Raw genomic sequence first — 18,148 nt, forward strand, 5'->3', positions numbered from 1 at the left:
CGCCGCCCCACTCCTCGGGGTAGGGCAGGCTGAGCAGTCCCGCCTCGCCCAGGGTGCCGAACACCCCGTCGGGGTAGGTCTCGTTGCGTTCGCATTCGTCCACGCGCGGTGCGAGAACCTTGTCGGCGACGTCGCGGGCAAGCGCGATGAGGTCGCGCGCATCGGCGTCGGGCAGTAGTCGGTCGACGGGCACAGGTTCCCCTTCCGCAGGGCCAGTAGTACTGAAGGTCACGATTCAGTACTGCCGACAGTACTACAGCAACCATCCCAGTACTCTTGGCCTGTGAGCGCAGGTCGATCTCCCACGTTTCCCACGGCGCGCCGTGGCGTCCTGTTCGATCAACTGCTCGCGCTCTTCCTCGACCAGGGCTTCGCTCATCTGACTCTCGACGACATCGCCGCGCGTCTGCACTGCTCGAAGTCCACGCTGTACACCCTGGCCCGCAGCAAGGACGATCTGGTGCGCGCGGTCACGGTGCACTTCTTCCGAGCCGCCACCGAGGACGTCGAGCGCGCGGTGGCCTCGGCGGCGCCCGCCCGTGACCGCATCGCGAGCTATCTGGCGGCGGTGGGACGCGCGCTCGGGTCGGCCTCCCCGCAGTTCATGGCCGATCTCAACGGCTTCGCCCCGGCGCGGGAGGTCTATGAGACCAACACCCGCATCGCGTCGCGGCGCGTGCAGCAGCTGATCGCCGATGGTGTGGCGGCAGGGGAGTTCCGCGATGTGCACGCGGCGTTCGCCGGTGAACTGGCCGCGACCATGATGGTGTCCATCCAGCAGGGCCGAGTGCATGATCACACCGGTCTCGACGACGCGGCGGCCTACCGGGAGCTGGCGGCGATCCTGACCGCGGGCATCAACGCCTGAACACGGCTATACAAACAGTGCGTGAGGTGTAACGTCGTCGGCGCTATGGACCTCACCAGGATGCGCTTCACCATCACCCACCCGATGCACTCCCATCCCTATAACCCGGAGCTGGCCTCAGGGCAGGGGATCATCGATCTGGCGGTCGCGGCGGAGAAGGCGGGCTTCGCGGGGTTCGGGTTCACCGACCATCCGGCACCGTCACACCGTTGGCTTGAGAACGGCGGCCACGACGCCCTGGACCCGTTTGTGGCGATGAGTTTCGCGGCGGCCCACACCACCACGTTGCGCCTGGTCCCCAACATCATCGTCCTGCCGTATCGGAACCCGTTCGTGGTCGCCAAGGCCGGCGCGTCCCTGGATCTGTTGTCGAACGGGCGGTTCACCCTCGCGGTCGGCGTGGGCTACATGAAGAAGGAGTTCGCCGCCCTCGGTGTCGAATTCGATGAGCGCGGAGCGCTTTTCGATGAGGCGTTGGCCGCCATCCGCGCGGTCTGGACCACCGACGACCTGACGTTCGAGGGTGCGCACTTCACCGCGCAGGGGATCACCGCTCATCCCCGTCCGGTCGCCACGCCGCATCCACCGATCTGGATCGGCGGCAACACCGCCGCGGCCCGCCGCCGTGTGGTCGAGCATGGCGACGGCTGGTGTCCCTTCCCTGCGCCCCCGGGTCTGGCCCAGGCCGCCAGGACGGCACCGCTGGACTCGGTCGAGCGGCTCGCGACGGGGATCACCGATCTGCGACGCCGACTCGAGGAGGCGGGTCGCGATCCGCACGGCGTCGACGTCGCCATCTCGCCGTTCACCCCGGCGGGCCCCGGCGACGACGACTTCAACGCCGACGCCTACCTGGATGAACTGCAGCGGTTGGCCGACGCGGGGGTGACGTGGGTGCACGTGGGCATCCCGGGCGACAGCCTGACCCACGCGCTGGAGGCGGTCGACAGGTTCCGGGCGACGGTGATCGAGGCGATCTGAGGCCCCCGGGACGCGATCAGTGCACCGTCAGGACGGCGGCAGCCGCACGACCTGGACGAAGAACTCGTCGATCTGCCGCACCGCGCCCATGAACTGGTCCAAGTCGACCGGCTTGGTCACATAGGCGTTCGCGTGCAGCTTGTAGCTGCGCAGGATGTCCTCTTCGGCCGACGACGTGGTCAACACCACCACCGGGATGTGGCACAGGTCGGCGTCGGACTTGATCTTCTCCAGCAGCTGACGGCCGTCGTACTTGGGCAGGTTGAGATCCAGCAGGATCAGGTCGGGGCGCGGCGCATGTTCGTAGGCCCCCCGCCGGTACAGGAAGTCCAGCCCCTCCTCGCCGTCATGCGCGACATGCAACGTGTTGTTGATCTTGTTGTGCTCGAAGGCCTCACGAGTGATCAGCTCATCACCGGGGTCGTCTTCGACCAACAGCACGTCGATCGGTCGGGCATCGGGCGTCATACAGTGGTCCCTTCCTCGGCGGTGGCAGCCGGCACATCGACCACGCGCGGCAACGTGAAACAGATGCGTGTTCCCTCGGTGTGGGAGGTGTCGATCCAGATGCCCCCGCCGTGATACTCCACGATCTTCTTACACAATGCCAACCCGATACCGGTTCCCGTATACGCGTCACGACCGTGTAAGCGTTGGAAGATCACGAAGACCTTCTCCGCGAACTCCTCGCCGATCCCGATCCCGTTGTCGGTCACGGTCAGCAGGTGCATCGACTCCTCGCCGAGCGAGGACTCGCAGGTGACGACGATCCGCGGCCGCTCATCGGGGCGACGGAACTTCACGGCGTTGCTCACCAGGTTCTGCCACAACATGGTCAGCAGCGTGGGATCTCCGGTGACCGTGGGCAACGGCCGCTCGGGGCGGATGATCTCGGCTTCGGACTCCTCGATCGCGGTCGCGACGTTGTCCACGGCCACATCGAGGGCGGCCCCGAGGTCCACCTCGGCCAGGGTGGAGTTCAACCGACCCACCCGCGAGAACGCGAGCAGGTCGTTGATCAGGATCTGCATGCGTTTGGCGCCGTCGACTGCGAACTTGATGTACTCGTGGCCGCGGTCGTCGAGTTTGCCGCCGTAGCGCTTCTCCAGCAGCTGGCAGAACGACGCGACCTTGCGCAGCGGCTCCTGCAGGTCATGCGAGGCGACGTAGGCGAACTGCTCGAGCTCGGCGTTGGAACGGCGCAGTTCGATGGCCTGCTCGTCGAGCGCCTCCGCCTGCTCGGCGAGGGCCTGGCGCGCCGCGCGGGAGACCTCCAACTCGTCGACGATGCGCTGCCGCATGTCCTCGACGTCCGCGGCGATCGCGCGGATGTCCTTGGGCCCTTGGGGCACGATCCGCTCATTGAAGTGCCCTTCGGTGATGCGCCGGCACGCGGCGGCCAGCGCCTCGAGGGGGCGGGTCACCGCACTGCGCACCAGCACCGCCAGCAGTGCCGAGGTCACCAGGAACACCAGCAGCACACCGAGCAGCACCCAGTTGCGCCAGGACTGCGCACGGTCCAGATCGACGATCCACTCCGACCGGATGTCGGTCAGGTGCTGGCTCTGGCCGTCGAACATGCTGCGGATCCGGTCGAACTCCGCCTTCCCGGTCTGCAGGTCGCGGGCGTCGATGACCGACGTCTCACCCGGCGTGACCGAACGGATCGCGGGTTCGGCGTAGTCCGCGCGCCACCGGGCCGCGGCCTGTTGGATTGCGTCGAGATCGGCGATCAGGGTGGGTCTATCCGCGACGTGATCGCGGATCTCTGCGGCCGCGTCGGCCTCGGCCCGGATCCCGTCGTAGTAGGGGACGAGGAAATCCCTGTCCGCGGAGATCAGATAACCGCGCAGTGCGGTCTCCTGGTCACGGATCGCGGCCTGCATGCGGTAGGCGGCCACCCTGGCGGGCTGGATGTCCTCGCTCAGTTCGTGCGAGACCTGATCCGCACGGTAGAGCAGATAGCCGGCGAACCCCGCACCCACGAGCACCACCGCACCCATCACCGACAGCACCACGACGAGCCAGCCCTGGACGGTCAGCTGCCATCGGTGCCGCCGCATCAGGCGGTCAATCGCTCGACGCGGACCACGGCGATGTCGTCGGTGATCCCGCCCTTGGCGTGCGCGCGCTGCTCGGCGCCCTCGATCAACGCGTCGACGAACTCCGCGCCGGGCAGGTGCGCCAACGAGCGCGCCAGTTCCAGCAGGCCGTCCTCACCGAGTCGCTCGTTGCCGTGCCCGGAGTGTCCCTCGAACAGGCCGTCGGTGAGCAGCACCAGGCCGGCGCCGACGGGCAGTTCGACGCGGTCGGTGGGCCAGTCCCCGAGATGCACGCCGAGTGCCGGCGCACCCGGCGGGGTCACCCAGTCCACCTGGCCGTCGCGATGCAGCAGCATGCCGGGGTGACCGGCCCGAACCGCGGAGATCAGTGGCCCGGTCGGCGGGATGGCGAGGCTCATCACGGTCGCGAAGAGTCCGCTGCCGGCCCGCTCGACCCGCAGGATCCGGTTGAGTTCGCGCATCCGGTCGGTGCCGCGCAGGCCCGCGAAGGTCAGCGCGCGCCACGCGATGCGCAGCGCCACACCGAGGGCGGCTTCGTCGGGGCCGTGCCCGGCGACGTCACCGACCATGACATGCACGGTGCGGTCCGGGGTCTGCACGAAGTCGTAGAAGTCGCCGCCGAGCAGCGCGTTGGCCCGGCTGGGCCGATATCGCGCGACGATGTCGACTCCCGGGTCGTCGAGCAGCAGTGGCGACGGCAGCAGGCCACGTTCCAGGCGCGCGTTCTCGCGGGCGCGCAGTTGGCTGGCGTGCAGGTCGACCGCGGTCAACTCGGCCCGCTTGCGTTCCACCGCGTAGAGCACGGCGCGGCGCAGCATGTCCGGTTCGACGCGGCCCTTGACCAGATAGTCCTGCGCGCCGGAGGCCACCGCGGAGACCCCGAAGTGTTCGTCGGCCAGCCCGGTGAGCACGACGATCGGCATCGTCGAGTCCAGTTCGAGGACATGCCGCAGTGCGGCGGTGCCCTCGGAGTCGGGGAGGTTCATGTCCAGCAGCACGCAGTCCGGCCGGGCGCTCGCCAGGTGCTTCTCGGCATGGGCCATCGACGGGGCCCAGAGGACCTCCGCGTCGATCAGTGCATCGGCGACCAGCTCCTCGACGAGGATGGCGTCGCCGCGGTCGTCTTCGATCAACAGCAAAGACAGGTTGTGGTGCCGTGTCTCGTCGACAGGTGGTGGCACGTGCCCAGCTTCAGTCATGAGACCGATCGTGTGACCAGAGTTGCGTTGTGATGCACAGACGATACCGAATCGACCGCGGCGGTGTCATAACCCTTCGCGTTCCAGGGCCTCGTCGAACTCCTCCGCTGCGACCTTCTCGCCTCTGCCAGCGGCGACCGCTCGCTGGTAGTCCGCGAACAGCCTGTCGGCGACGAGCGCATACCGCACGTCCCAGTCCTTCGAGTTCCACCGCCAGTAGCCGGCGATGTCGGTCTGGTCGATCGTCCAGCCCCTGGCGCGCAGGTGTGTACGCACCGTCCGGGACTGGGCGGCTTCACCTCCGAACCAGCAGTAACCGGCATCCTGCGGCAACTGCAGGTCCTGAACCATCGCGGCCAGTCGGCTCGGGCCCGTGCCGTTTCCGGTGCCGACGCTCGACACCACGGTGACGTCGGAACCGACCATCAGGCTGTCGAGATGAGCGTCGTCGAGCACTTCGGCGACCACGACGACCGGCGTGCCCGGCGAGATCTGCTCGAGGATGCGGGCCGCCGCGGGCAGTCCCGAGAGGTCACACACCAGCAGTTGCCAGCCTGCCGATGCCGGTGTCCGGTACCACGACCTGGCGTGGTCGAGTTCGACGCGCTGTCCTTCTCGCGCGGTCCGGGCCCAGGTCGCGCCGGGGCCCTCGGAGTGCACCAGGACATCGATCTCGATGCGCGAACCCAGCTGTCGACGGACGGTGTAGGTGCGGCCCTGTCCCATCGGGTCGCCCGGAGAGAAGTAGACGCCGACCGCGGAGTCTGGAGCCGGCGCGACCCCCAGCGACTCAGGGTCCTCGATGAGCAGGCCGATCCGGCGGAACATCGGCGCCGGCGTACCGACTGACACGACTGTCGCGGGGGAGTGGCCCATCGTTCATTTAGTACCAAAGATCCGATCGCCGGCGTCTCCAAGGCCCGGCACGATGTAGCCGTGCTCATCGAGGCGACGATCGACCGCCGCGGTGTAGATCGGCACGTCGGGATGGAATCGATCCATGGCCGCCAGGCCCTCCGGGCACGTGAGCAGGCACGCGAATTTCAGCGACCGCGGGCCGAACTCCTTGACCCGGTCCAGTGCGGCCACCGCGGAGTTCCCGGTGGCCAACATCGGATCCACGACCACGACATCTCGCTCCGAGAGGTCCTCGGGGAGCTTGAAGTAATACTCCACCGCCACCAACGTCTTCGGGTCGCGGTAGAGCCCCACGTGACCCACCCGGGCACTCGGGACCACTGAGAGCATGCCGTCCAGAATCCCGCTGCCCGCCCGCAGGATCGAGACGAACACAAGTTTCTTGCCATCGATGACCCGGCTGGTCATGGGCTCCAGCGGTGTGTCGATCTCAATCTCATGCATGGGCATGTCACGCAGCACCTCATAGCTCATCAGTGCCGCAATCTCACCGACGAGTTCACGGAAACTCTTGGTGGACGCCTCTTTCCGACGCAGCAGCGTCAGCTTGTGCTGAACCAGAGGGTGATCGACGATATGCAGTTCACCCACGTCAGAACACCGTCCCGTCGCTGTCGACCGTCAGAGGGGGCAGTCCGTCGCGCAGCTGCTGAGCCAGTTTCCGCCCGGCCCACCAGGTTCCGCCTTCGAGCACCCGGGCGAGCGGAAGCCGCTCGGCATCCAGACCGAGGCGCTGCCGAACCAGGGGAGCCAACCGGTCCAGCAGTGCGACCGTCAGGGCCCGCCATTCGACGATCAACTCGTCGGCGGGGGCCCAGGCTCTCCGTGCCAGTGCGGGGTCTCTGAGTCTGAGCGCCGCGGTGTCCAGGAGCAGTCCGCCGTTGCGGTATTCGGCGAGGCCCGTCAGGTCGTCCAGTCCGCGGACGGCCGCTCCGGCCCATTCGAACGGTTCCAGCAGCGAGTAGGTGAGCCATTGGGACAGCTTGTGCAGCGGCATCCAGCCCCGGCTCGGGCCTGCGCCGGGCACGGCGTCGTGGCGCCAGCAGTCGCCCAGCGGGACGTCGCCGATCATGTTCTGCGCCGGCCAGATGTCGGACATCAACTGCAGAACCGTCGACAGCAGGTCGTGGGCGGTGAGCTCGGCGCCGAAGGTGTCGTACAGGCATCCAGGCCGTCCGAGGTCGCCGAACACCTCACCGCGCCGGGCCAGGACGTCACCGAACCGGTGCAGCAGCGCCACCCGCCCGTCCAGTCCGACCAGGGGGTTGTCCGCGGTCACCTGGAAGGCCTCGGCCAGACGTGCGACGGTCAGGGCCCGCAGTCCGGCCGCATCGCAGCGCAGCGGATCAGCTGGATCACTGGAGAACAACCCGGCGGTGAAGGCGTGACAGCTGGCCACCCCCAATCCCTCGGATCGGGCGAAGACGCCGCCGGTGTCGGTTTCCCGGTAACGCCAGGACGGGCCCGCACCCGCGTCGAGCAGCACACTGACCACCGTCAGGTCGACCCACGTGTGCGCGCGCCGCGCGGGCGCGCTGTCGGCGAGCATGGTGTCCAGCAGTGCTTTTCGATCCTCCCCGCCGGCTTCGAAATGGCGCCATCGGCTGTGATAGGGGATATCCAGGTCGGGATGGCGACGCCGCGTTTCGGCAGCCACCTCATCGGCCGCATGCGCCAGGCCGTCGTCGTCGACGACGAACCAGCGCGAGCCGCCCTCGCGGGCCCGCTCCAGCAGGAAGTTCGCGCGTTCGCGCACCGCCGCTGTGCTTCGCAACTGCTGCACCGCAAGCACATCGAGGTCACGGGTGGCAGTCACGCCGGCAGCCCTCGGCCCTTGGCCTTCTTCAACTCGACGGCGTCGGGAACCGCACCGGGAGTGAAGTAACCCGCCGCCGTCTTGGCGTCGATCTCCACGCGGGCGTCGGGCGGGATCAACTCGTCGGGGATGTTGACCCGCTCGTCGACCGTGATCCCCGACCCGGTGATGGCGTCGTACTTCATATTGCTCATCGAGACCAGGCGGTGGATCCGGCGCACTCCCAGCCAGTGCAGTACATCGGGCATCAACTCCTGGAATCGCATGTCCTGCACGCCTGCAACGCATTCGGTGCGGGCGAAGTACTGATCGGCGCTGTCCCCTCCGCTCTGCCGTTTGCGGGCGTTGTACACCAGGAATTTGGTGACCTCGCCGAGTGCGCGCCCCTCCTTGCGGGAGTAGGCCACCAGGCCGACACCGCCACGCTGCGCGCCCTGGATGCACTCCTCGATGGCGTGGGTGAGGTAGGGCCGGCAGGTGCAGATGTCCGACCCGAACACATCGGAGCCGTTGCACTCGTCATGGACCCGCGCGGTCAGTTCGATCGACGGATCCGAAAGGTCACGCGCGCTGCCGAAGATGTACACCGTCTGGCCGCCGATCGGCGGCAGGAACACCTCGAGGTCCGAGCGGGTGACGAGTTCGGGGTACATCCCGCCGGTCTCCTCGAACAGCACGCGGCGCAGATCGGTCTCGCTGCACCCGAACCGCGCGGCGACGCCCGGCAGATGCCATACCGGTTCGACGGCGGCCTTGGTGACGAGCGCGGCACCGCTGTCGAGCAGAACCCTCCCGTCCGGGCGCAGCCGACCTCTGCTGATCGCCTCGCCGATCTCGGGCAGGATCACGTGGGCCTTGGTGACCGCGATCGTGGGTCGGATGTCGTATCCGGCACTCAGGTGCTCCGCGAACACATCGGCCACCTGCGCACCCCACGGGTCGAGACTCACGATCGCGTGCGGCTGCTGCCAGGACGGATACGGACCGACGTCATCGGTCGGCGCGGTGTTGGTCAGGTCCGCGCGGTGCTCGCGTGAGAGTGCACCCGCGGCCACCGCCAGCGCGCGGTACACGCTGTAGGACCCGCTGTGGGTTCCGATCACGTTGCGATGCGCGCGGGTGGTGGTCGTGCCGACGACGGGACCGCGCGCCTCCGCGGTCGGGGCCGCCCAGGTCAGCGGCGGTGCCCCGACTCCGCCACGGTGCGAGGTCAGTCTGATGTGGCCGTTCGGCGCCTGCGACTGCGCAGCCATACCCGTCCCCCCGTCCCCGGTGGGCCTTGAGGACCCACGCCTGCGGAAAGGCGCCAGCATAGCCAGTTGTCGGCCCTGCCGCCGGGTATGCGGATGAGTGCTCAGATGTTCGACTGCCCCGCGTCAACCTGCAACGGCGGCGTCTGGGTACAGCTAGCCCCCATCGGGCCCGGACGAAAACCCGACCTCGAGGATTGGGGCCAGCAGGGACGACACGCAACCCCAATGGGAGAAGGGTTCTCCCATGACCGATTCCCGTGCGATGCAGAGTCGGGCCAGGGGAGGAGCACACCATGGACGGCACGGAGTCACCAGACGACCAGTTGACGGCCCGATTCACCCGTGACGCCGTGCCCCTGCTCGATCGCCTGTACGTCGGCGCGCTGGGGATGACCCGCAATTCGGCCGATGCCGAGGATCTGGTTCAGGAGACGATGCTCAAGGGCTATGCGGCCTTCGACTCGTTTCGCGAGGGGTCGAACCTGATCGCCTGGTTGTACCGGATCATGACCAACACCTACATCAGCGCGTATCGCCGACGGCAGCGTCTTCCGGCCCTCCTGGCCACCGACGAGATCGCCGACTGGCAGCTCATGTCGGCGTTCGATCATTCGCCGGTGGTGCCGCAATCGCTGCATTCCGCCGAAGTCCAAGCCATCGAGGCACTCGCCAACGACGAGGTCAGAGAGGCTGTGCGCAGACTGCCCGAGCAGTACCGGATGGCGGTGCACTACGTCGACATCGAGGGGTTCTCGTATCGCGAGGTCGCCGCGATCATGGGCACTCCCGTCGGCACCGTCATGTCACGACTGCACCGTGGCCGAAGCCGGCTGCGCGCAATGCTTGTGGATCTGGCCCAGGAGCGTCGGCGCAGCGCGTGACCGGGTGTCGGAATCAGGCGCCCAGCCCGATCAACGCGATCATCAACGGCAGCAGGGCGATGATCAGGATCGCGCCGGCGATGTCGAAGGTGATCCCCGAACGGATCATCGTGGTGATCGACACCGCGCCCGAACCGTAGACGATCGCGTTCTGCGGCGTCGAGACCGGCAGCATGAATCCGAACGAGGCCGCGAAGGTCGCCGCCAGCGCGGGCACAAAGGGATTGACGCTCGCGGCGACGGCCACTGGGATCACAATCGGCACCACGACGGCTGCCGATGCGGTGTTGCTGGTGGTCTCGGACACCACGATGGCCAGCAGCACCGCGAACACCGTGATCGCGATGATGCTCGACAGACCCAGTGCATCCGAGACCGACCTGCCGATCGTCTCGGCCAGTCCGGTGTCGGCCAGCAGTGATCCGAAGATGATGCCCGTCCCGAACAGAACGATGGTGCCCCAATCGATCCCGGCTGCATCGCGCCACCGCAGGGTGAACTCCCGCTTCTCCCAGTCAGTGGGGAGCAGGAACAGCAGCGCCGCACCGAACACCGCGACGGTGCCCTCGTCGAGTCTGTCGCTGATGGTCTTGGAGATGTCTGAATCGCTTCCCGCGACCAGGGCGACGATGCCCGGGAGAATCCACAGCGACACCGTGACACCGAAGGCGACGAGGGTGTTCTTCTCGGCCCGCGAGAGGCGACCCATCTCCTGCCGTTCCTGTTCGACGTAATCGCCGACACCCTCGATGTTCTTGATCTCCGGTTTGTTCAGCTTGATCAGCACCACGGCCAGGACGAGGAACATGAGCAGGCAGATCGGAGCGGCCATGACCATCCACTCGCCGAAGGTGATGCGCTCACCGGTGGCCTCCTCGATCAGGCCGCGACCGATGAGATTGGGTGGGCTTCCCACCGGCGTCAGCAGGCCGCCGACGCTCGCGGCATAGGCCAGCATCAGCATGATCGCGGCCCCGACCTTCAGGCGCAGCGGGTCGAAGTCGGGTTCGACCCTGCCCTGCTTCTGCAGCAGCTTGGCGATGACGCCGACGATGCCGAGTGCGGTCGGCAGCAGCATCGCCACTGTGGCGGTGTTGGAGACGAACGCCGACAACAGGCAGGTGATCGCTCCGAACGAGAGGATGACGCCGGTGGTGGAACTGCCGGCGCGGGGCAGTGCCAGGATGCGGAATGCGAACCGGCGCGCCAGGCCGTGCTTGAGCATCGCCTGGGCGAGGATGAAGGCGCCGATGAACGTGAAGATCGTCGACGAGCCGAAGGGCGCCAATACGTCATCGGCGGGCGCGACGCCGAGGAACACCACGACGGCCACACCGAGGAGGCCGCCGATCGGGATGGGCACCGCTTCGCTGACCCACAGCACGATCACACCGAGCAGAACTCCCGCGAGGGACTGCTGTTGGGGTGGAATGCCCAGTGGCACAAGGAGAAATACGATGGTGACCACCGGAGCCAGGAAGAGTCCAACGGTGCGACGGGCCTTTTCGAAGCGCTCCTCTTTCGGGGTGAGCCGTTGCTCGCCGAGGCTGCGGTATGTCCCGCTGCCCAGCAGCGCCTTGTCGACGTCGGTCTTGGCGACCGGTTCCTGCGTGGTCACTGCTGCCCCCTGTCTTTTTCGGGGGAGTGCCCACTTTCGCTGAGAGCCTAACCCCGCGGCGGTGCCACGAATCGGGCATAGCGTCGCAGAGATGGCGCACCCAGATCTGCAGCAGATGGCCCCGGGTCTGTACCGGCTTCGCATTCCAGGTACGCGCGCACACCTGCTGAACACCTACCTCTGGCTCGGCGACGATGGGGTCACACTCGTCGACAGCGGTTGGCCCGACAGTGCGGGACTGATCGCCGATGCGTTGGCGGCACTCGGGCGCGGGCGCACCGAGGTCGGCAGGCTGGTGCTGACCCACTTCCACGAGGACCACACCGGATCGGCGGCTGAGATCGCCTCCTGGGGTGACGTCGAGGTGGTGGCCGGCGCCCCTGACGTCACGTTCATTCAGGGCGCCGAGCGGGGCCCGTTGCCGGTGCTCACGGCGGCGGAGCGCACGCTGCACCCCGATTCCAACGATCCCTCACACGGCCCACCCTGCCGGGTTGATCGCGCGGTCGGCGACGGCGACGTGCTCGCTTTCGCCGGCGGGACGAGAGTCCTCGGCGTTCCGGGGCACACACCGGGCAGCATCGCACTGCATCTGCCCGAGGCCGATGCCGTCTTGACCGGTGATGCGGTGGCGGAATTCCACGGCCAGGTGATCCTCGGGGTGTTCAATGTCGATCGAGCGCGGGCCCGTGATGCGTTGACGACACTCTCGGCGACCGGAGCCCAGGTGGCCGGCTTCGGCCACGGGGAAGCAGTCCTGACCGCTGCCTCACATCGGATTGGCTGCGCGACAGACCCTTTCGCGTCCTGACATCGTCATCGGTCACCTCGGTTGCAGACCGGCTTGGCGGGCTTGGACGGCCACGCGCACACGTCGACGAAGGTCTTGTTCTGGTATCCGCCCCCATCGATCACTCCGTAGGCTGCCCCGTGCGCGCCGGTGAGGACCGCACCGCCGCCACCTCGTTCGTTGTCGCCATCTGATGTCGAGACGACCGTGACCTGCCAGCCTTTGGCCTCCAGCGCGGACTGGTAGGCGTCCATGACCGAACCGGGTTCACCGTCGACGCGGAAGAACATGTGCACGCCGCCGTCCGAGATGTCATCGGGACCCCGTGTCTCCTGCGCGTCCGCCGGTGCCGGGATCAGCGCGGGCAGATCCGCCGACGTCTTCAGAGCCGGTGAGTCCTGCGCCGTCGCGGTCCCCGTGGCCGCGGTGTCAGTGGTCTCGCCGGCCGTCGTGGTTGGGGAGTTTCCGCAGCTCGACAGCGCCAGACCGAGTGCCGCCGCAACCACCAGAACGCGGATGTTTTTCATTTCACATTCCTTTTGTCGAGCGCCTGAGGCACCCTAACAATCGTCCTGGTCAATTCCGGTGCGATTCACCCATTTACAGGTGGCCGCGAATGGGCCGAAATGAGAAATTCCGGGTGCGCCGGGAATGTGCATCATTCACCGGCTTTTCGGCACCGCTGCGGCCTTGATTCCGGAGGAATTCGCCACCCGCGCCGCAGGAGTCCCACAGCGCCAGGTGGACCTCGTCAGTTGGACCTGTGTCAGGTGGACCTTCGGTACGCGCCATGGTCGACCGCGGCGTTGAGGGCGGCGATCATCGCCTCCATGTTGTCGGTGATCTGCGACTCGCTCAGCAGGCGATCCTGCATGTTGAATCCGTCGGTGAGGGCCAGCAGGAGCCGCGCCAGCCGGTCGAGGTCGAGATCGTCGTCGTCTCCGCCGGTGGCCGCCGACTCCAGAATGTCTCGCAGCCCGTTCACCCACCTTGTGTAGACGCGGCGGGGGATCTCTTTGTTCTGTTCGGAGCGCATGGCCCACGATAAGAACTCGAATTCGCCCACCTGAGCGTTCTGGGTTTCGCCGACCCAGTGCGCAAACGTGCGCAGAATCTCGCCGGCCGCTTTCAGCGCACCCATGCCAGGCGCGACATTGCTGGCCGCGACGCTCAGACCTTCATCACCGAAGCTGTGCGAGACGGCTTCGAAGAGTTCCTCTTTGTTTCGGAAGCAGTAGTGCAGACTGCCCAATGGTGCGCCCGCGGCATCGGCGATGCGCCGGGTCGTGGCCTTGGCCAGTCCGTCCTCTTGAATGATCTTTCTGGCGGCGTCGATGAAATGCTGACGTCGCTCCTCAGAGGAGACGTAGGGCATAACGATCCTTATCGCTTTCCGTCAGGCGACGGGGCCCGACAGTGGGACTATACGTGGGCTGCACCGATCAGGTCGGGTTCGCGTCAACCCGCACAGATCAGTCGCGTTGATCCTCATAGCGCAGCAGGACGGTGCCGCCAGGAAAGGTGCGGTTCTCCACCAGTCGAAGCGGGATCCATGACGGCAGGGTCGGGAAGAATGGGATGCCGCCGCCCACGGCGGTGGGGGCGATGACGAGTCGGTACTCGTCGACCAGTCCGGCCTGCACGATCGGTCCCGCCAGCGTCGCGCCGGCCACCTCGAGCCTCCCGTCGGTGTCGGCCTTGAGCTTCCTCACCACCTCGACTGGGTCGCCGCGTTCCAGCCGGGAGTTCCAGTCGACGGACTCCAGGGTGCGCGAGAACACCACCTTGGGCATATCGCGCCAGACCCGGGCGAAATCGACGATCAGGGGGCTGGCGTCCGGGGCGTCATCGGCGGTGGGCCAGTACGCGGACATCAGCTCGTAGAGTCGCCGCCCATAGAAGGCCAGGGCGGTCTCCCGCTCGAAGTCGTTCCAATACTGGTGCAGTTCGTCGCTCGGAGCGCCCCAGTCGATGTTGCCCTGCGCGTCGGCGATGTACCCGTCCACCGAGACATTGAAGCCGTAGATGAGTTTTCCCATGCTCATCAGACTGCCCCGCGAGGCAGAACTCATCGCGGCGGGCTCGCCCTCAGCAATTAAAGTCAGCCGACGCTTAATGATTGGCCCCGCCCGACCAGGCGGGCACAGTGACCGTATGACCGCCACCGCAGAACGCCATGACACCACCGGCCTCGCACCGGCCAAGATCTCCCGCCTCGAGGTGCCCGAGGTCGCGGAGTTGAAGAACGCCGCGGTGAAGGGATTCTTCACAAGACAGCAGCGCGAGGAGGGCCTGACCTCCAACTGGTTTCGCGCACTGTCGCTGAACGAAGACGACCTGGGCCGGCTCAACGGCTACCTGCTGCCACTGCTGGGCACCGACGGCCGTGGGGGGCTGACGGACCGCGAACGCGAGGTGATCGCGACCGTCGTCTCCGGTGAGAACCGCTGCGCCTACTGCCACACCAACCACGCCAACAAGCTCGGCAAGGTCGCGGGGGACTGGTCCTTCGGCCAGCGCGTGGCCATCGACCACCATCAGGTCGCCGAACTCACCGAGCGGGAACGCGCGCTCGCCGACCTGGCGATCGCGGTCAACAACAATCCACAGTCCATCCGCGACTCGGACATCGACCGCCTGCGTGCGCTGGGCCTCGACGATCACCTGATCCTGGAGGGCATCTCCATCGCAGCCTTCATCGGCGCCACCAACCGGATCGGGATCGCGCTGGCGGTCCCGCCGAACCCGGAGTACACCGGCGTTCCACAGCACTAGTGCGGTCGCAGGGCCCCGCTGCTGCGGCAGCGGGGCCCTGCTGTCGTCCCGTGCTCCGGCAATCCGGGGCATTCCACCCCATGCCGCCACCGTCGCTCTTACAGTTGGGCCATCTGCATTTCATGGCCAGAACGGCGACGAAAGAGGGGCGATGCCGGATCGGCAGAGGGCGCTGGTGATGGGAGCCAGCGGGAATGTGGGGTCCTGTGTGGTCCGTCACCTGGTGGAACGTGGTGACGATGTCCGGGTCCTGCTGCGCAGGACCAGTTCCACCAGGGGAATCGACGGATTGGATGTCGAACGGGTCTACGGCGACGTCTTCGACTCCGAGGCGTTGGCCAAGGCCATGACCGATCGCGACGTGGTCTACTACTGCGTCGTCGACACCCGTGCCGAACTCCGCGATCCCGCACCGCTTTTCAGAACCAACGTGGAAGGCCTCCGGAACACCCTCGATGTGGCGGTGCAGGCGGATCTGAAACGGTTCCTCTTCCTGAGCACGATCGGGACCATCGCCGTGGGCCGCAACGGAGAGACGGTCGATGAGACCACGCCGTTCAACTGGGCCGCCGACGGCGGCGGGTACATCGCCTCCCGCCGGCAGGCCGAGCAGTTGGTCATGGACTGTGTCGCGCAGCGGGGCCTGCCCGCGATTGCACTGAATGTGTCGAATCCGTTCGGGCCACCGGACTACAACCCCCGCCAGGGTCTGTTCGTCAAGATGGCGGCTCTCGGGAAGATGCCGTTCTACGTGCGCGGCGTGGGTTCTGAGGTGGTGGGCCTCGACGATGCGGCCGATGCACTGCTGCTGGCTGCCGAGCGCGGTCGAATCGGCGAGCGCTACATCATCTCTGATCGGTACATGAGCCAACGGGAACTGATGACCATCGCCGCACAGGCCGTGGGGCAGAAGCCGCCGCGCTTCGGCATCCCGATGGGCCTGGTGTACGCCCTTGGCCATGTCGCCGGGATGGTGGCGAAGGTGCTGAGGAAGGACTGGCCCTTCAACGCACATGCGGCGAAGTTGATGGATCTGACGTCGCCCGCCGACCACGGCAAGGCGACCCGGGAGTTGGGCTGGCGCCCTGAACCCGTGGAACATTCGATCGCCCGCGCGGCGCAGTTCCACGTCGAGCACAACTCAAAGGAGCACAGGTGAGTACAGGGATCGGTTTCTCCGTCCGTGGTCACACTCCGACACTGGCGCACTACCGCCGTGACTGGGCACCCCAGAGCGCAGCACAGCTGAGCGGTGTCTGGATCGGCGCCGTCGTGAGTGACGAGGACGACCAGCAGTACTGGGGCGTGCGCGGCACCGACGACTTCATTGCGGGGATGACTCACGTCGTCTCACCGGTGTGCGGATTCCGTTCACTGCCAACGGGTTTCAACCCATTTCCGCCGCACCTGTTCCCGGAGTACGCCGGCATCGACTGGTTCGAGCCCATGACCTACCAGGCCGGTGACGATCGGATTCAGACGGGGTGGCCCAGCGGCCGAATCGAGCGGGATGCCGACGGGTTCCACTGGTATGACGCGAGCGGGCGCTGGGAGATCCACGGCACCCCCATCAGCGACGCGGTCATCACGCACGTGCCGCGGCAGACTGGCGTCGACCATGAGGTCTTCTACCGCCATGAGCTGATGCACGCCAGGGGCAGCATCAACGGCGTCGAGGTGTCGGGCTACGCGCATCAGGACTTCGCCTACGGTCCCGACGGCATGATCTACACCGAACTCCCGATCGCGCGGCATCTGCAGGGAATGTGGGTGTCGTGGCTGCACGAATACGACGACGGCGAGGTCGGCGGCGGCAGTTTCTGGCAGGGTCGCGACGGACTGGACTTCGGCCCGGGCTACCTGGTCAAAAATGGCCTCACCACCACCTTTGAGGACATCACGGCGGAGACCGGCCTGCAGGACGGACACCTGGTCTCCCTCACGGCGTCCCTGGGGGATGAGGACTACTCGTTCACCTTCGACACCATGGGCAGTCCGCTGCACTACTTCGGCCGTCTGGACCGGGGCTCGTCGGGACAGCGTGTGGCCCGCAGTTGGTGCTGGGTCGAGTACGCCAACGGCATGCTGACCCCTGAGATCCTGGACGCCGTGTCCGGTCAGTATGCGCTGGCCCGCGGAAAAGCCTGACGGTTCGCTGTCGCCCCTCACATGGGCGCGGGGATGGGCTCCAGCCGGCTCACCACGAAGGCCGCGCCCTGATCGGCCAGTCCGTTGACCGCATACTGCACATGCGCACCGTTGACTCCGGGTCCACCGGAGCACACCGGATCACCGGGTGCGCACAGTTCCTGCGCCCTCCCGGCGTACGCGGGGCCGACGTCGAGCGCGGGGACCCCGTACTTGAACACCGATGGTCCGGACGGTTTGCCGAAGAGCACCACCGCCGCTACGTTCTCGGCGACGTCAGGGGGCAGGGGAGCGGGCACCATCGAGGGATCCACCCCGGCTGGCACTGCCCCCGAGGTGGCGAGCGCGGTGACCGCGGCACCCTGCGAGTAGCCCCCGAGGACCATCTCGGTTGAGGGGCAGACCGACACGACCCCCCGCACGTGGTTGAGTTCGTCGCGGACCCCGTCGACGACGTTCATGGTGAACGCCGGGCCGCTGGCGAAGTCGCTGCTGGCGGGATAGTTCACGCCGTAGACGCCCACGGTTCTCGGGGCGGCCTGAGCGCGCAGCGAGTCGATGAAGCGTTGGCCCGCCACCCCTGGGCCGGGCTGCTCCGCGGTGCCGCGCGCGAAGGCCACACCGATGTCCGGGCAGGGTTCGGCAGTGGTCGTCGGTGCCACGGCCAGCGGCAACGACAGCAGGATCACGGCCACCAGAAGCCGCGGGATGAACCCCACCAGAGCAGTCACTTCCCGTCCCCCCATTGCGACGTCGTGCGGCGCCGACCGTCGAGCCCCCACACCGATCGGCAGTTGCCATCCGGCGCCCCCGCCAGCGTAGGGGTAGCGCAGTGCAC

20 protein-coding genes are annotated in these 18,148 nt (G+C 67.1%); 7 read left to right on the plus strand and 13 right to left on the minus strand.

All coding sequences use genetic code 11. The features are described from left to right. Positions 1-193, minus strand: a 193-nt coding sequence (locus tag A5727_RS24500; RefSeq protein WP_197507748.1) for an acyl-CoA dehydrogenase family protein, incomplete at its 3' end; no start/stop codon positions are given. A 90-nt stretch (positions 194-283) separates the two neighbouring features. Here A5727_RS24500 and A5727_RS24505 point away from each other — a divergent pair. Both A5727_RS24505 and A5727_RS24510 read left to right on the plus strand, forming a co-directional pair. Further along, complete coding sequence (locus tag A5727_RS24505; protein ID WP_068256644.1) at positions 284-868, plus strand: TetR/AcrR family transcriptional regulator; 585 nt, start codon at positions 284-286, stop codon at positions 866-868. A 60-nt stretch (positions 869-928) separates the two neighbouring features. After that, positions 929-1,849 (plus strand): LLM class F420-dependent oxidoreductase, encoded by a 921-nt coding sequence (locus A5727_RS24510; protein WP_068257098.1) that lies wholly within the window; start codon positions 929-931, stop codon positions 1,847-1,849. A gap of 27 nt (positions 1,850-1,876) precedes the next feature. Here the strand turns inward: A5727_RS24510 and A5727_RS24515 are convergent, their stop codons facing one another. The 7 genes from A5727_RS24515 to A5727_RS24545 all read right to left on the minus strand — a co-directional run bounded on the left by A5727_RS24515 (position 1,877) and on the right by A5727_RS24545 (position 9,098). After that, positions 1,877-2,317 carry a response regulator gene (locus tag A5727_RS24515; RefSeq protein ID WP_068256646.1) on the minus strand — a complete coding sequence of 147 codons (441 nt, stop codon included), beginning with the start codon at positions 2,315-2,317 and terminating at the stop codon, positions 1,877-1,879. Then, positions 2,314-3,912 (minus strand): sensor histidine kinase, encoded by a 1,599-nt coding sequence (locus A5727_RS24520; RefSeq protein WP_068256652.1) that lies wholly within the window; start codon positions 3,910-3,912, stop codon positions 2,314-2,316. Before A5727_RS24520 ends, A5727_RS24515 begins: the two co-directional genes overlap by 4 nt. Further along, complete coding sequence (locus A5727_RS24525) at positions 3,912-5,111, minus strand: PP2C family protein-serine/threonine phosphatase (protein ID WP_068256655.1); 1,200 nt, start codon at positions 5,109-5,111, stop codon at positions 3,912-3,914. The genes A5727_RS24520 and A5727_RS24525 overlap by 1 nt, the downstream gene beginning before the upstream one ends. A gap of 66 nt (positions 5,112-5,177) precedes the next feature. Next, entirely contained in the window at positions 5,178-5,939 is a 762-nt protein-coding gene (locus A5727_RS24530; RefSeq protein WP_231992214.1) for a siderophore-interacting protein, read from the minus strand. A gap of 51 nt (positions 5,940-5,990) precedes the next feature. Continuing rightward, entirely contained in the window at positions 5,991-6,620 is a 630-nt protein-coding gene (gene upp / locus A5727_RS24535; RefSeq protein ID WP_068256665.1) for a uracil phosphoribosyltransferase, read from the minus strand. A gap of 1 nt (position 6,621) precedes the next feature. After that, entirely contained in the window at positions 6,622-7,845 is a 1,224-nt protein-coding gene (locus A5727_RS24540) for a URC4/urg3 family protein (protein ID WP_068256668.1), read from the minus strand. Next, the gene (locus A5727_RS24545) at positions 7,842-9,098 is read right to left on the minus strand and encodes a GTP cyclohydrolase II (protein ID WP_068256671.1); all 1,257 of its coding nucleotides are present in this window, start codon (positions 9,096-9,098) and stop codon (positions 7,842-7,844) included. Before A5727_RS24545 ends, A5727_RS24540 begins: the two co-directional genes overlap by 4 nt. Before the next feature lie 293 nt (positions 9,099-9,391). On the opposite strand from A5727_RS24545, the gene A5727_RS24550 reads away from it, so the two are divergent. Continuing rightward, positions 9,392-9,979, plus strand: a complete 588-nt coding sequence (locus tag A5727_RS24550) for a sigma-70 family RNA polymerase sigma factor (protein WP_068256672.1) — start codon at positions 9,392-9,394, stop codon at positions 9,977-9,979. Positions 9,980-9,992: 13 nt separating this feature from the next. On the opposite strand, the gene A5727_RS24555 is transcribed toward A5727_RS24550, so the two are convergent. Continuing rightward, positions 9,993-11,597 carry an SLC13 family permease gene (locus tag A5727_RS24555; protein ID WP_068256675.1) on the minus strand — a complete coding sequence of 535 codons (1,605 nt, stop codon included), beginning with the start codon at positions 11,595-11,597 and terminating at the stop codon, positions 9,993-9,995. 91 nt (positions 11,598-11,688) lie between these two features. Here A5727_RS24555 and A5727_RS24560 point away from each other — a divergent pair, with 91 nt between their 5' ends. Beyond that, positions 11,689-12,408: an MBL fold metallo-hydrolase gene (locus tag A5727_RS24560; RefSeq protein ID WP_068256678.1), complete on the plus strand. Its 720-nt coding sequence runs from the start codon at positions 11,689-11,691 to the stop codon at positions 12,406-12,408. 5 nt (positions 12,409-12,413) lie between these two features. Here the strand turns inward: A5727_RS24560 and A5727_RS24565 are convergent, their stop codons facing one another. The 3 genes from A5727_RS24565 to A5727_RS24575 all read right to left on the minus strand — a co-directional run bounded on the left by A5727_RS24565 (position 12,414) and on the right by A5727_RS24575 (position 14,426). Further along, entirely contained in the window at positions 12,414-12,914 is a 501-nt protein-coding gene (locus tag A5727_RS24565; RefSeq protein WP_068256681.1) for a hypothetical protein, read from the minus strand. A 239-nt stretch (positions 12,915-13,153) separates the two neighbouring features. Beyond that, positions 13,154-13,762, minus strand: coding sequence for a TetR/AcrR family transcriptional regulator (locus tag A5727_RS24570; protein ID WP_068256684.1), 609 nt, complete (start codon positions 13,760-13,762; stop codon positions 13,154-13,156). Between the two features lie 97 nt (positions 13,763-13,859). Further along, the gene (locus A5727_RS24575) at positions 13,860-14,426 is read right to left on the minus strand and encodes a dihydrofolate reductase family protein (RefSeq protein WP_068256688.1); all 567 of its coding nucleotides are present in this window, start codon (positions 14,424-14,426) and stop codon (positions 13,860-13,862) included. A 115-nt stretch (positions 14,427-14,541) separates the two neighbouring features. Here A5727_RS24575 and A5727_RS24580 point away from each other — a divergent pair, with 115 nt between their 5' ends. From A5727_RS24580 to A5727_RS24590, 3 genes are all read left to right on the plus strand, one after another. Beyond that, positions 14,542-15,162, plus strand: a complete 621-nt coding sequence (locus A5727_RS24580) for a peroxidase-related enzyme (RefSeq protein ID WP_068256693.1) — start codon at positions 14,542-14,544, stop codon at positions 15,160-15,162. A 151-nt stretch (positions 15,163-15,313) separates the two neighbouring features. After that, positions 15,314-16,321, plus strand: a complete 1,008-nt coding sequence (locus tag A5727_RS24585) for an NAD-dependent epimerase/dehydratase family protein (RefSeq protein WP_068256696.1) — start codon at positions 15,314-15,316, stop codon at positions 16,319-16,321. Then, positions 16,318-17,310: a hypothetical protein gene (locus A5727_RS24590; protein WP_068256699.1), complete on the plus strand. Its 993-nt coding sequence runs from the start codon at positions 16,318-16,320 to the stop codon at positions 17,308-17,310. Before A5727_RS24585 ends, A5727_RS24590 begins: the two co-directional genes overlap by 4 nt. Before the next feature lie 17 nt (positions 17,311-17,327). Here A5727_RS24590 and A5727_RS24595 read toward each other — a convergent pair whose 3' ends face one another. Continuing rightward, complete coding sequence (locus A5727_RS24595) at positions 17,328-18,056, minus strand: cutinase family protein (RefSeq protein ID WP_068256702.1); 729 nt, start codon at positions 18,054-18,056, stop codon at positions 17,328-17,330. Between the last annotated feature and the right edge of the window lie 92 nt (positions 18,057-18,148).

Origin of the sequence: Mycobacterium sp. ACS4331 (genome assembly GCF_001667265.1) — a bacterium.
Lineage (GTDB): Bacteria > Actinomycetota > Actinomycetes > Mycobacteriales > Mycobacteriaceae > Mycobacterium.